General features: G+C 28.4%; 14 protein-coding genes. 7 read left to right on the top strand and 7 right to left on the bottom strand.

From position 1 onward, the window contains the following. Positions 1-2 precede the first annotated feature (2 nt). A complete protein-coding gene (locus EU96_RS02120; protein ID WP_032527154.1) occupies positions 3-1,037 on the bottom strand; it encodes an NAD-dependent epimerase/dehydratase family protein in 1,035 nt (344 codons plus the stop codon). A gap of 110 nt (positions 1,038-1,147) precedes the next feature. Between EU96_RS02120 and EU96_RS02115 the strand changes: the two genes are divergently transcribed. Genes EU96_RS02115 through EU96_RS02100 form a run of 4 tightly spaced genes read left to right on the top strand, consistent with a single transcriptional unit; the run spans position 1,148 to position 5,719 of the window. Beyond that, positions 1,148-1,795, top strand: coding sequence for an SIS domain-containing protein (locus tag EU96_RS02115; RefSeq protein WP_032527155.1), 648 nt, complete (start codon positions 1,148-1,150; stop codon positions 1,793-1,795). Between the two features lie 4 nt (positions 1,796-1,799). Further along, positions 1,800-2,777, top strand: a complete 978-nt coding sequence (locus EU96_RS02110; protein ID WP_032527156.1) for a GHMP family kinase ATP-binding protein — start codon at positions 1,800-1,802, stop codon at positions 2,775-2,777. Continuing rightward, positions 2,778-4,034: an HAD-IIIA family hydrolase gene (locus tag EU96_RS02105; protein WP_032527157.1), complete on the top strand. Its 1,257-nt coding sequence runs from the start codon at positions 2,778-2,780 to the stop codon at positions 4,032-4,034. It begins immediately after the preceding gene. Then, positions 4,031-5,719, top strand: a complete 1,689-nt coding sequence (locus EU96_RS02100; protein ID WP_032527158.1) for a hypothetical protein — start codon at positions 4,031-4,033, stop codon at positions 5,717-5,719. The genes EU96_RS02105 and EU96_RS02100 overlap by 4 nt, the downstream gene beginning before the upstream one ends. A 20-nt stretch (positions 5,720-5,739) precedes the next feature. Here EU96_RS02100 and EU96_RS02095 read toward each other — a convergent pair whose 3' ends face one another. Further along, complete coding sequence (locus EU96_RS02095; protein WP_032527159.1) at positions 5,740-6,780, bottom strand: glycosyltransferase; 1,041 nt, start codon at positions 6,778-6,780, stop codon at positions 5,740-5,742. A 134-nt stretch (positions 6,781-6,914) separates the two neighbouring features. Between EU96_RS02095 and EU96_RS02090 the strand changes: the two genes are divergently transcribed. Genes EU96_RS02090 through pseG form a run of 3 tightly spaced genes read left to right on the top strand, consistent with a single transcriptional unit; the run spans position 6,915 to position 9,737 of the window. Continuing rightward, positions 6,915-7,526: a hypothetical protein gene (locus EU96_RS02090; RefSeq protein WP_032527160.1), complete on the top strand. Its 612-nt coding sequence runs from the start codon at positions 6,915-6,917 to the stop codon at positions 7,524-7,526. Further along, positions 7,507-8,199 (top strand): HAD family hydrolase, encoded by a 693-nt coding sequence (locus EU96_RS02085; protein WP_032527161.1) that lies wholly within the window; start codon positions 7,507-7,509, stop codon positions 8,197-8,199. Before EU96_RS02090 ends, EU96_RS02085 begins: the two co-directional genes overlap by 20 nt. Next, positions 8,199-9,737 carry a UDP-2,4-diacetamido-2,4,6-trideoxy-beta-L-altropyranose hydrolase gene (pseG, locus tag EU96_RS09670; RefSeq protein WP_052044274.1) on the top strand — a complete coding sequence of 513 codons (1,539 nt, stop codon included), beginning with the start codon at positions 8,199-8,201 and terminating at the stop codon, positions 9,735-9,737. Before EU96_RS02085 ends, pseG begins: the two co-directional genes overlap by 1 nt. Positions 9,738-9,763: 26 nt before the next feature. On the opposite strand, the gene EU96_RS09675 is transcribed toward pseG, so the two are convergent. The 5 genes from EU96_RS09675 to EU96_RS0109370 are packed head-to-tail and all read right to left on the bottom strand — an operon-like array spanning position 9,764 to position 14,619. Then, entirely contained in the window at positions 9,764-10,462 is a 699-nt protein-coding gene (locus tag EU96_RS09675; protein WP_052044275.1) for an acylneuraminate cytidylyltransferase family protein, read from the bottom strand. A gap of 14 nt (positions 10,463-10,476) precedes the next feature. Next, positions 10,477-11,313 carry a shikimate dehydrogenase family protein gene (locus EU96_RS02080; protein ID WP_193741350.1) on the bottom strand — a complete coding sequence of 279 codons (837 nt, stop codon included), beginning with the start codon at positions 11,311-11,313 and terminating at the stop codon, positions 10,477-10,479. Further along, complete coding sequence (gene aroF / locus EU96_RS02075) at positions 11,306-12,208, bottom strand: 3-deoxy-7-phosphoheptulonate synthase (RefSeq protein WP_032527163.1); 903 nt, start codon at positions 12,206-12,208, stop codon at positions 11,306-11,308. Before aroF ends, EU96_RS02080 begins: the two co-directional genes overlap by 8 nt. Continuing rightward, complete coding sequence (locus tag EU96_RS02070; protein WP_032527164.1) at positions 12,205-13,248, bottom strand: Gfo/Idh/MocA family protein; 1,044 nt, start codon at positions 13,246-13,248, stop codon at positions 12,205-12,207. The genes aroF and EU96_RS02070 overlap by 4 nt, the downstream gene beginning before the upstream one ends. 9 nt (positions 13,249-13,257) lie before the next feature. Next, entirely contained in the window at positions 13,258-14,619 is a 1,362-nt protein-coding gene (locus EU96_RS0109370; RefSeq protein ID WP_193741351.1) for a glycosyltransferase family 2 protein, read from the bottom strand. Positions 14,620-14,633 lie beyond the last annotated feature (14 nt).

Here is a 14,633-nt window from a genome sequence, read left to right on the forward strand (position 1 = left end):
ATCTAACCTATATAGTAATTCCTATACCAGTTAACAAATTTCTTTATACCATTTTCAAAAGTTGTTATTGGTTTAAAATTAATCCATTTTTCAAGTAAATCAGTATCTGCATAGGTCTTCACTACGTCTCCAGGTTGAATTTCTTTAAAATTCTTTATAGCTTTTATGCCAATTTCTTTTTCAAGAATTTCTATAAAATAATTAAGATTAACAGGATTCTTATTCCCAACATTCAGAATCATATGTGGCGCGAATGAAGTCGCAGGTTTAGAATTTTCCATATCGAAAGAGAGATCATTATTTGCTGGTTTTAAACAACATCTATAAATACTTTCAACTACGTCATCAATGTAAGTAAAGTCTCTTTCCATTTCTCCATAATTAAATACATCTATTGGTTTTCTTTCAAATATAGATTTTGCGAAGATCATTGGTGCCATGTCTGGCCTGCCCCATGGGCCATACACTGTGAAGAATCTCAATCCTATTGATTGAATCCCATATAGGTGACTGTATGAATGAGCCATTAATTCATTTGAAGATTTTGTCGCAGCGTATAAACTAATTGGGTGAGAAACGCAATCATTTTCTGAAAATGGTATTTTTTTTGATAGTCCATAAACTGAACTACTAGAAGCATAAATAAGATTCTCAATTTCATTTTTCCTTAAAGCCTCAAGTATATTCGCAAAGCCCACAAGGTTAGAACTTATATATGCCGCAGGATTTGTAAGTGAATATCTTACTCCAGCTTGAGCCGCTAAATTTACAACAAGGTCAAATTTAAAGTTATCAAATAATTCATTTAATTTAGAAGTGTTTTCTAATGCAATTGAAAAGAATTGCCATGATTTTTCTTTCAAGAAAGATAACTTTTCAATATTTTTTAAACGATCCTTTTTTAGATTTACATCATAATAATCATTAATATTATCTATCCCAATAACATTTTGTCCATTTTCTAGTAATTTTAAACATAAAGATGAACCAATAAAACCAGCTGCTCCAGTAACTAATATTTTTAATTCTCTATTCAATTTTCTAAAAACAAAACATATTTATCATAATTGAAAAGATTTCAAAAATGAGTTAAATTAACAAAATAAATAAAGCTTATAAACAATAAGAATTTAACTAAAAAAGTTATATGAAAGAATCTTTAAAAACTTTTAAAAAATATTCCCAAGAAGTTACTGAAAGTTTACAGTCAATCGATTCTCTCAAAATTGATAATCTTGCAAATAAGATATTAATTGCTCTAAAGCAAAGTAATAAAATAATTATTTTAGGAAATGGAGGAAGTGCAGCAAATGCTATACATATAGCTGGAGACTACATGAAAACTTTTTCATTACTTGGTTTAAAACCAAGAATTTCAACACCATTTGATAATTTGTGTTTTCTAACAGCTGCTAGTAATGATGTTGATTACAGTGAGTCTTTTAAAATATATTTAGATTCTGTCCTTGAAAAGAGTTCAATTGTTATTTTCTTAAGTGGTTCGGGCAATTCGATCAATCTCATTAAATGTTGCAACTCGAAAATATTTAATTGTCTTGAAGAATTTGAATCTTGGAGCATAACAGCTTTTGAAGGTGGGAAAATTAGCAAATTAACGGATGAATTTCTACACATCCCCACAAGGGATATGGAGGTAGCCGAAGATATGCAACTAATAATTTTTCACTATATAAAACAAAAACTTTATCTAGAAATAATTAATAGTAGCGATTATCAAGAAACATCAGATTCTAATAAATATTATAAAAGAACAATTCTTAACGAGGTTTCTTAATATTATGAATACTCAAACTATAGTTAGTTCACCCTTAAGATTATCTTTGCTAGGTGGAGGCACAGACATACCCCATATTATAAATAAACTAAATAAAGGCAAAACTATATCTGCTTCAATAAATTTATTTGTGACAGTTGGATGTACTTCATTACCTTTTTTTAAAGGAATTAAATTAAAGTATTCAACAACTGAAATTGTTGATGATATTGATTCAATTATTCACCCAATATTTAAAGAGGTTTTAAGATACTTTAACTACGATGTAAATAATTACCCAGGATTGGAAATATTTTCAACTGCCTCTATTCCTAGTGGGAACGGATTAGGTTCATCTGCTGCCTTTACTTCAAGCTTGGTTCAATGTATAGCAAAACATCTACGAAATGAAGTTTATTCAAAGGAGGAATTGCTTGAATTAGCTTCATCAATTGAAAGAAATAGTGGGAATAAAAATATAGGCTTTCAAGATCAAATTTCATCAATATGGGGTTCATTTGCCTCAACGGTATACAAACCTGGCGAAATAGAGGTTGAATACCCTTCAAAAGAATGGGAGAAAGGGATGAGAGATTTAATAGAAAGAAGAGGTTTATTGCTTAAGACTGAATCTAGAGTAGGACTTAGTAGTGATTTTATCGCAGCGCATTTATTAGAAAAAAATATAAAAGTATACGAACAGATTCTAAATTTAGCAGAGGAATTAGACATCACGGATTCAAGATTTAATGAACAAAAACTAATTGAATTATTGGTGGAATCATCCAAAATCTCAAAAGCGACTAAGGTGAGAACTAGGCTAGTTGAAGAATTAGAGACTTCACTAAATAACGCAGGTGCAATTTATACAAAACAATTAGGAGCAGGTGGCGGTGGATTTATTTTTTGTCTATTTGAAAAAGAGCCTAATGAAATTCCACCTAATCTCAAAAAATTAATGCTGAAGCCTAAGATATGTAGAGATGGATTGAGGATCCTATAAGTGCTTAATACAGCATTATTGCCTGTTGGAGGTAAAGGGACAAGAATGAGGGGATTTTCAAAAATCCCAAAATTACTTATTAAATTAAATGGCAAACCACTAATTGACTATACATTTGAAAAACTTGCGAAATATGGAATCAAACAGATATTTATAATTTCTAATGAAGGTAATAAAGAGATAGAAAATCACTGTTTGAAGGTATGCAGTAAATTGAATATAAAATTAAATGTATTGACTGAAGTTAAGTTAAAGGGAAATTTTGGTGGAATTCTCGAAAATACAATAAATTTACCTGAAGAGTTTATTGTTGTTTATCCTGACTTGATATGGGATTGTAATCTGGAAAAAATTTATCATCAACATCTCAAATCTCAATCATTGGTAACTTTGGTAGTAAGAAGAACTGAGCATCCTGAAGATTCAGATACAGTGAAGCTGTGCCCTTTATTTAATGTAAAAACTTTATTTTCGAAAGTTACAAGATCTAAAAATATTACTTATGAAAAGAATGATCTTTTTGGAGCTACAGGAATCTACATTATGAATAAAAAATATCTTTTAAATTCGATGAATTTGAAATTTGATTCAGATGAAATTGACCTTTTTGAATCAATAGAGAAAAATCAAGAAAAATCAATAGTTAATATATCTGGATACGTAACAAGTGAATATATTAGAGATTGTGGAACACCAGAAAGATTCAAAAAGGTTTCAAATGAGATAATTTCAAAAAAAATTTATTCCAGAAATTATGAAAGAGCTCAAAAAATTCTTTTTTTAGATCGAGATGGGACTCTAATCAGAAATGATAAAAAGATCTATATAACATCCCCCGAAGAAGTTTTTTTAAATGAAGCGATTTTAGACATTTATAAAAAATATACCTCTGAAGGTTTTCTCCCAGTAGTGGTGACTAATCAACCTCAAATTGCTCATGGAAAATTAAGTTTGAACACCTTAGATAGAATTCACTGCAAAATTCAGGACTTATTAACAGCAAGAAACCTTGAAAAAATTTTTCAATTTCTCATTTGCCCACATCACCCCCATGCTGGCTATAAAGAAGAGATTCCTTTCCTGAAATTTACTTGTGAATGCAGAAAACCTGAAATTGGGATGTTCAACTTCTTAGAGAAAAAATTCACAATTGATCGTGATCAAAGTCTAATGATTGGCGATTCAAAAGCTGATGAAGGATTTGCAAATAATTGTGGGTTAAGATACTTAGACGTAAAAATTTTCAATAATAAATGAAGAAACCTCTTTTAATTATTTATGGTAAAAATGAATTAGATATCTCAAAATATGGTGAAGCTTATATATATAAATTATCTTCATTAAAAATAAAAAGTAGTTATAGATTTAAGGTATTAAATAATCCTTCAAAATTAGATGAGATTGCAGAAAATGAAAAAAAATCATACATCAATTGGATTTATTCAATCGGAAATATGCCAATTTATAGAAAAGTAAGTGATTTAATTAATTTTGATCTTTTTTTATTAGGCGATTTAGCTTCTATGCGTAATGAAATATATCAAACCTTTAATGCATTATGTAATATAAAATATTTAAAAATATTGAAAAAAGAATACAAACCTTCTTCAATTGAATTAATAAACCTTCCAATAGAATATGAAAAATTAATTTATCATAATCTCATTAAGAAATATTATTTATTAAATAATATTCATTTGACATTTAAATCTACATTAAAGAAATTATTTTTATTAAATAAAGTTATTATAAAAATTATAATTTTCTCAATTAAAAATATAATTTATAATCTTATAATAAATTTTATTCCTTATAAAAATTTTAGATATAATAATAAACTTAACTTATATCTTACTAGATTTCCTTTGCATTTTAATAATTCAAATAAAGAAGAAAAGTATAGTTTTATGTTTGACCAAGATTGTAATAATAATGTTTATTTAATTGATATCATTTCAGATGGTGTGCACCAAAATTTAAGTTTGTTTGAGTGTTTAAGATCAATAAAAAGACTTTTAAAATTAAATTCAAAGTTTATTTTGCTTGATAAATTTATAAATTTTTACGACTATATTTTAATATTCATGAAAATGCCTTTAATCTTTATAACTTATATATTTTTAATAAATAAAAATTACTCTTATAAGAATATAAATTTATCATTTTCAATTCATATCGAACAAATTTACTCTTTGTCTAAAAATATAAGATTATTATTTTTATCTCCAAAAATAGAAAGAATTTCTAAAAACAAATTTTCAAAAAATATAATATATACTATATTCGAATACCCATATGGAAGACTTGTTTCTTACTTTTTTAATAATTCAGGATTTATAAAAACTATAGGAATGCAACATGGTCCATCATCAACCAGAAAGCTTTACCATTATTCGAAATTAAGTAATAAAAATAGTGACTATTTTCCAAGTCAAATATTAAGTGAAGACTATTATTCTATGCAAATATATAAAGAATCTAAATATAAAAATATTAGTATTATGAAGAAAATTCCAAGATTAGATTATTTATCTAATTTCAAAGGTTCCATTGAAAATAAATATAATTTGATTTTTGGAGGACTTCATGATTCAAACAGTATTCTTATTGAACTTGAAGAATATATAAAGTCTACAAATATCAAGTTTATTTTTAAACCTCACCCTCGTAGTAACTTGAGCAATGAAACCAAAAGTCTCATAGAAGGACTAGATAACTTAGAAACTACAAATGAACACTTTATAAATCTTCTTAGACAATGTAATAGTGTTTTTTGTACCTACACGTCAATTGGTTATGAAGCAATTTTACTAAACTTTGATGTAAAGATAATTGATCTTCCCGGTTCAGTAAATCTCTCGCAGTTGGCAGACATTAAATTTATAAAAAGTGAAAAAATATCTAATAAAATAGAGTTTATTTCAAGAAAAAGTCTTAATTAGTTTCTAAGCTATTAAATCTTTTAGTTTTTAAAAAATTTCAAATATAAGGCTAAGTTATTTTTCCTACTAAATTTATTTGGCAAAAGGTTCTTTCTAAATTCTCTTGATCTTGATTGTGATGCTTTTTGCAACATCAATTCGGGCAGTTTAGAGTCATCATTAAAAAGGCTTATGTTTTCTCCACATTTAAGTTCTCTGTTACCATCAACATCTCTTAAAATTGAAGGGATCCCAAGATATAAGGCTTCTAAGCAAGATCTTGGAGTACCTTCTGAATACGAAGGAAGGACAAATACATCGGCACTGCTTAGAATCTCGTATGGCGAATCTATGAATCCATGCATTGAAATATTTGATTCAATGCCCATTTTAGATATAAAATTTTTTATTTTAGCGCTCAAAGGACCATCTCCCAATATATGTAAATAAGCATTTTTAACGGATAAAACTTTGCTAAAGGCTTCTAATAATTCCATTATTCCTTTCCTTTCTATAAGTCTTCCTATAAATATAAAAGTTGCTCTTTGGGATTTAATGATTTTTGGTTTAAAAAATTTATCCAAATGACCTTCATCTATAAAGTTATAAATAAGGATGGGTTTTTTTCTTGAAAACCTCTCCACTTGACCATACATTTTTCTGTTCATAACGATTGAATAATCGAATAATTTCTGAATTAAATAATGAAAAAGAGCTATTAAATTACCAGCGATAGGATATTCCCTATAATTCATAAAGAAATTTCCTCTAATGCTTGAAAATTTCTTCAATTTAGAATTCAATAAAATGTTAGTTATGTCAGCAGATAAACAAATTGACAATACCTTAACATTTTTCTTTCGAGCACAATACTTGTTGATAAAGAGAATTTTATTTATAAAGTTTTTATCCCAAAGACTAATAATATTTATTTGATCAACAAATAGACTCGAGACATTTTTTTTACCTTTTAAAGAGATTAATGTTACATTCATATGGCTTTTCAATAAGTTACAAATTGCAAAAGCTCCTTTTACAGGACCAGTTAAATCTAATGAGGGAACTATTATTACTAACTCCATAAATTAAAATCTTCGTAGAAAAATCTCACTGTTTTATTTTATGTTATTTTTTTAAGGTTTAAATATTAATTAAAAGATAAATTACCAAAAATTTGAAAAAAAATTTTATTTAGATTATTATAAAATAAAAAAATTTGGAAAAAATCAAAACTAAAATAAAACCTATTCCTGGTTTCGCTAACTTTCAAGAAAAATTTAATACTGTTATAAACACAGAAACTTGGGAGAAATGCCAACTTGATTTTAATTCTTCTAACAGAATACTTGCAGTTGGAAATGGAGGTAATTTAGCGGTTTGTGATCATGGTGCAATTGACATTGCAAGGTTAACAAATAAATCTGCTACTGCTCCTGGTAGTGGAATATTGGCAAGTAGTCTAATAAATGATGTTTCTCATAATGCATGGGTAAAAAATTGGCTATCAATTATGACTAGAGGTTTCGATCAATCTCATCTTAATCAAACCATGCTTATAGGTGTTTCAAGCTCTGGTTACTCTAAGAATATTTGTCTTGCTCTAGATCATGCTCTGAGTTTAGGTTGTAAAGCGACACTTATTTCTGCCCAAAAACCTCATATTGAAGGGGAGTATAATACTGTCATTTTGGATGTAGACGAATACCATACAAGCGAAGTACTTACATTGACATTGTTTTATCAATTAATTCACGGTGCAAATTTTACTTGTCCTACAATAACCGAGTCCGTTAAGAGAAATGTAATAGATGATTACACACGAGAATAATATTCAAAATTATTTAATTAAGTACAAAACAATTTTTTGGGATTTTGATGGAGTTATAAAAGATTCAGTTTTGATAAAGGGCGAAGCTTATAAAAAAACTTTTAAAAAATTTGGCTTTAATACAACAAATAAGATAATGATGCACCACTTAGATAATGGAGGAGTATCAAGGTTTAAAAAAATTCCATTATATTTAAGTTGGACAGACGAGATAATTACTAAAGAGAAGATAAGTCTTTATTTAGAAGAATTTTCTAATAATTCGATAAATCTAGTAATAGATTGCAAACCCATTCCTGGAGCATTCGAAATGGTAAAATTTTTATCATTAAATTCACTTAATATTCTAGTAACTGCTACGCCTGAAAAAGATATTGATAAAATTTTAAACAAAATTTCTTTAAAAAATTATTTTCATAAAATATATGGAGCTGAAATGGATAAATATGCTGTGGTCAAAGAAGTATTGTCAAATTCATCAAATAAAATTAATGACTTTATTTTTATAGGAGATTCCGAAATTGATGTAAAAGCAGCAATTTCAAATAAGGTTCCCTTTTTATTGAAAGTTGGTAAGGATAATTTAGAATTAGCAAAAGATTATAAATTACCTTTTATTAGAAATTTCAAATCAAATACTAAAGTTGACTTCTCCTTCACAGAAGTTGATTAATGAATAGTTTGGTTTTCAGAGTTGATTCTTCAATAGAAATTGGTACTGGACATTTATATAGATGCCTTAATCTTGCAAGATCCTTCAGCTCATCAAATTTAAAGATTTTTTTTGTTTGCAGAAATCATAATGGAAATCTTATTGATTTAATTAAAAATGAGTTCCAAGTTTTAACATTAGCAGAAAAGAAAATTAAAAAAAGTGAGGATTATCCATACTTGCACTGGTTAGGATGTAGTCAAATTGAAGATGCAAATGATACATTAAGAATATTGGAAGAAAACAATATCAATCCATCATTTTTGATTATTGATCACTACGGGATTGACGAAGAATGGGAAAACTTTTTAATTAAAAAATACTCGAAACACAATGACTTTAAATTAGTAGTCATAGATGATTTATATAATCGTAATCATATTTGCGATTTATTATTAGATCAAAATATTATTGAAGAAAGTAACCCATATATATCAAAAACATCCCCCAGAACAAATTTTATATTTGGACCTTACTTTGCAATCCTTTCTAAAGAATATATTCACAAAAAAAATTTTATAAAAAACAAAAATTCTTTAAAAAGAGTTTTAATCTTTTTTAGCGGAGTAGATAAAAATAACCTTACTTTAAAATTAGCGAATTTATTATGTGACAAAAAATTTAAAAATCTTACTGTAGATATTGTTGTAGGTATTAAAAATAAAAAATTGAACGATATTAAAAAAATTTCAAAAGGAAGAAAGAATTTCAAACTTCATATACAAATTAAAACTTTAACTAATTTGATGCTTAAAGCAGATCTTGCCGTAGGAGGTGGAGGTATAAATTCTTGGGAAAGAGAATGTATGAAGTTGCCTACTTTATTAATTAGCTTGAGTCAACATCAAATTAATTTGTCTAATTCTTTAAAAAAATTTGGCAAAGTTAATTACTTGGGACATTTTGATAAAGTAGATGAAAAAAAAATATCTTGCGAAATCCTGAATGAAGTAAAAAACTTTAGTTTAAATAAAAAAAAAGGAATATTCATAGATGGATATGGAGCAAAAAGGATTGTTATTTTATTAAATGGATTGAACTTACCATTAAAATTTAGAAGAATAAGAGAATTTGATCATTCTCTTCTTAGATTTTGGGTAGATAAGTTTACGAACATTAATTCTCTAGAACAAATTCTTCGCAAAAATGATGAAGAAAGATTTCTAGTAAATAATATTGATAATTGTCCTATTTACTTCATAAGTTTTGACTCTGAATCAATTGTTAATTTAGAAATTAAAATATTATTTGACTCTTACTTAGTTAATGAAAATAATATTCAGCTCATTCTCAAAACTTCTCTACAAAAAGTAATTAGTAAAAAGATAAAATTTAAATTAATAAAAATTTCCATAATAAACAATTTATGCAAAAAGAAATTCAGAGAGCTAGATTTATTTTTTTCGAGACTTGATTTTATGACTTATGGTGAAAACACATTTTTAAATAAAAATTGCAACTATCTCCAATTAAAAAATCTTTTAAAGAGAATTATTTAAAAAAGGATAATTTTTGTAAATTATATTTAGATATCTCCAGCTAAACGCATATTTAATAGTAATTCAGCTATTTTTAAATCTTCTTTTGTATGAATATCAACGGCTGTTAAAAAATCATTATTTTCCAACACCTTAACATTATTTCCTATTCTTCTTCCCTCTCTCCATATGTGAGATCTAGAAACACAGCATAAACCCGTATCTTCGCGGACAATGTATCTTCTTATTTGTCTTGATGAATAATTTGCCATCCAATCTTTCAGTCTTTCCCATTTACCATTTTCGTTTTTTTGCCAGAAATTTTTATGAGTTTTATGACCCGAAAAAACACTTTCTATTTTATTATCGTTAACCATTATTTCTATTGCTTCATCAATCCATTCAGGCTTTCTAAAAATGTCAGTACAAGTTAAAAACACGCATAAGTCTACTTTACTATGAAGTTTTTCATACTCTTCCAAAGCATGTTTCAATGTATCTTCAGTAGTTGCTAAATCACCAGAGATACTTTCTGGTCTCAAGAATGGGATATTAGCTCCATATTCTTTTGCTACTTCTGCTATTTCTTTATCATCTGTAGTAACTACAACATCATTTACATATTTACTTCTTAATGCATGTTGTACAGGCCATGCTATTAATGGTTTTCCAGCTAATAGCTTCAAATTTTTTCTCTTTAGACCTTTGGATCCTCCTCTTGCAGGAATAAATGTGACAATTTTCATGATTTAAAAAATATCTAAGATGACATCATTTCAACAATTTTATTTTCGCTATAACTTACATTACTAGCCAATTTGAATGCTCTAGCAGCCTGAAGCAAATTCATTTCTAATCCATTTGTAAATGAGATATTATTTTTTTCAGCTAGATTAAGAAGCTCAGTTTGTGAGGGGTCATAAACAATATCATAAATATACTTTAAATTTGAATTGGATAAATTTCTGATAGGAGATTTTTTTATTAATTCTCCTGTTCCAAAAGTTGTACAATTGACAAAAGTATCAAAGTTAAGTAATTCTTTTTCTATATCTTGCCATGGGATCCAATTCGCATTAATACTTTTACAAAAAAGACTATTATTTTTCCTTGAACTACAGATTACTTGAGTATCTTTTGGGAGGAAGTGAGACGAGAAATAGGAAGCTACTGCCTTGCCAGCACCACCTAAACCACCAATCAAAATTGATTTTGGGAATACATCTTTTTCTTTTACTAAATTTAAGAAAGATTTTAAAGCCGCAAATCCATCAGTATTTGTTGCCCTCAAACGATTATCGTTTGATCTATATAAACAATTCACTGCGCCAATAGGTTGAGAAACTTTATCAATCATTTCAAAATCTAGAATCTTAAATATTGTTTCTTTGTATGGAAAAGCAATACATCCACCTATAAATGAGCTATCTTCTTCGAGATTTTTTATTGTTCTTTCAACTTCTTCTTCACTCCCTATGTCTATGCAAATCATTTTTGTTTTTTGATTGAGAAATGAAAATGCTTTATTCCATAATTTAGGAGACCTTGCACCTTTGCTTGGGTTAAGTCCTATGATTGCTGCGTATTTTTTAGACAATTTTTTCTCCAACTGTTTTTCTATTTACAATTTTACCAATCCGAGACAAATCATGAATTAGTTTTGAAAACTCTTCAAAATCAATGGATTGAAGAGGATCAACTGCTGCATTAGGTGGGTCTGGATGTACCTCTAACATGACTCCATCAGCACCTGCTGCAATAGAAGCCATAGCCATGGACCTTACCCATGGCCTCCAAAAAGTGGCATGAGAAGGATCTGTAACAACTGGGAGGTGTGTTATTTCTTTTGCAGCAGGAATTACTTGAAGATCAAGTAAGAACCTTGATGTTTCTCTATGAGTATGGGGAGCTACAACTCCTCTTTCACATAAAATAACTTTAGTATTACCTTCTAACAGTATATATTCAGCAGCCCCCAACCAGTCTCTTAATGAGCATCCAAACCCTCTTTTAATCATTATTGGTTTACCACTTCTTGCACAGGCAGTTAATAATGGGTAATTTTGCATATTTCTTGTCCCTATTTGCAAAATATCAGCTGCTTCAGAAATGATTGGGAGGAATTTTTCCTCCATTATCTCAGTTATTACTGGAATATCGTATTTATTTTTTGCCTTATAAAGCCATTCAATCCCTAATTCCCTTGTCTCATTATATTTGTCGCTTCTGTATGGGAAAGTTAATGGTTTAAAAGCTCCACCTCTTAAAAAAGATGCTCCTTTGGACTTAAGATTTTTCGCACAATCATCTATTAATTCTTCACTTTCTACCATATTTGGTCCCGCAAATATAGGAGCAGAATCAGGTCCAAATTTTATTCCAGCAATATCAAATTCAGAGAAGTGAAGCGGATCCTTTTTAGCAGCTAAAGGGAATTTGGTTTTTATATCCTCTAGAGATACATCTTTACCTGGTGCTTTGTTTTCAATCATTTTCCAAGCCTGATTGACTCATTATTATTTACATCAACAAGCATACTTTTTTCAGTACTCCTGTATAGTGCATGTACAAGTTTTGTAGTGTTTAAGGTATCCAAAATATCTATTGAAAATTTTTGATCAAGTATTAATGAGTCGATAAAGCTTTCTACCACTTTTTTATGACTATTCCCATAGCCTGTTGAGAAATCTTCAGAAGAATCTTTTATTAAGCTAATTACATCTTTGTCGACATCTTCTATGGAGTAATCAATTATCTCATTAATAGCAACTCCTCCAACCTTAACAAAACCTCTATCACCTGAAATAGTTATTGACGCTTCATAATCTTTAGGTCTAAAAGCTGTAGTAGCTTCTATAGTACCTAAACTATCATTTTGATATTTAATACAAGCCATCATAGTGTCCTCTGCCTCTAGAATATTTATTAAATTGCTCTCCATGGAGAAAACCTGTTTTATTGGTCCATTTATCCATTGAAGAGCATCAATATGATGTATTGCCTGCTGATTAATAACCCCTCCATCCATAACCCATTTACCATGCCAATCATCCGAGTAATAATTTTGATCACGACACCAATGTAATTTCATAGAGCAGATATTAATTTTACCTAAATGATTTTCATTTACTATTTGTTTAAGCGCTTTCATCGCTGAATTAAATCTATTTTGAAAGATAACTCCACACTTTAAATTCATTTCTTGTGATAACTCAATTAAATGAAGATGTTCTTTTATGCTCATGCACGCTGGTTTTTCTGATAGAACATTAATATTGTTTTCGAGGCAAGTTTTTGAATGTTGAAAATGTAGTCCTGAAGGTGAGGCAACTATTACAAAATTAGGCTTTTGGCTAATTAGTTCTTCAATCTTTTCACAAGGTTTGCAATTTAATTTTTCAGAATATTTATGAAGTAATTTAATATTGCTATCACAAATAAATAGTTCATTTTGGTTTAAGAATTTTGTATCAAGAAAATTTTTCACATAATGATCAAAAACTCTTCCAAGACCAATAATACCGATTTTCATAATAAAATTTTAAAGATTAATTGTTTTTCTAAAATGATTAATTACTCTTTCAAGCTCAGATTGGCTATGTATTGCAAGAACTGCAATGGGATCTTTTATTACGTAGGCTTCTGTAACAGATGAAAAAAGTGACTTTTTCCTTATTTGAGAGGGTTTAACAAGTAATAAATAACCTGTTAAAGAAGTCAATACATTATCCTCATTTTTATTTTTTTTAATTACCCAAGAATTTCCTCCTAATACTTCCAATTCATCATTAGTACCATACCAAGTAATACGCTTTTCTTCCCAAGCCGCATAAATTGTGTCTGATTTACCTGACAACATGAGTTCAATCATGTTTTTGACGATTTCTTTATTCCTAAAAGGGTAAATCTCCTCAGCAACAGCGACAATATCATAAAATTCACCCTTATTTTCTAATTCTTCTAGGGTAAATTTAAGAACATCTGCCAATGAAGTATTAGATGTTGACAAACTATCTGGCCTCATAAGAAATCTTACTCCAAGATCTTCTGCTTTTTTTGCAGTTTTTTCATTGTCTGTAGTAACAATAATTTCGTTTACCAAATTAGTAGATTTAAGGGAATTAATTGTTTTTTCCAGCAAAGATATTTCCTGAAAACTTACTGTCTCTCCTTTTATAGGAATAATTGCTAAACAGGTTGTGAATTTTAAATTTTTTGAATTATCTTCCTTTGGTTTTAGATTCGAAATTTTATCTAAAATTCTTGCGATATTTTTAGCTCTTGATCGATCCAATCCATGATTAACTCCATGCCAATGATAAACACATGCTTCAGAAACATATGCTATTTTATATCCACTTTTTATTATTTGTTCCCCCCAAATCCTATCCTCAATATTGGTAGATTCATCACAGAAAGGAAATTCAAGCCAAGTTGACTTCAAAAAAGCACTATTAGCATTATGGAAGAAGGAATCAACACTTTGAATAAAACTTTCATTTCTAAAAAGCATAACCAAATCCCTAACATCTAGAGGATCGCTATTCTCAGTAGGGACTTGTCGTCCATACGTACCAGCGATTTCTTTGTTAGATAAAGGTTTTATTAAATTGGTTAACCAATATTCATCAGTAGGTACACAATGTCCTGAAAGACAACAAATAATTTCTCCATTGGAATTTGAAATCCCATAATTTAACGCCAAACCAGGTAGGTATTTATCTATCTCTATAATTTTTACATCAAACTCTTTTGCTCTAGATAATGTTGTATCACTTGACTTATTATCAACAATAATCACTTCAATTCTTACATCTTTTTGGGCAAAAACAGCTTGCAAACATTTTGTAATCCATTCCTCCTCATTTTTTGTTCTTATTATTATTGATATAAGTTTGTTCAATTTTTTAATAAATT

Origin of the sequence: Prochlorococcus marinus str. MIT 9302, assembly GCF_000759975.1 — a bacterium.
GTDB lineage: Bacteria > Cyanobacteriota > Cyanobacteriia > PCC-6307 > Cyanobiaceae > Prochlorococcus_A > Prochlorococcus_A marinus_M.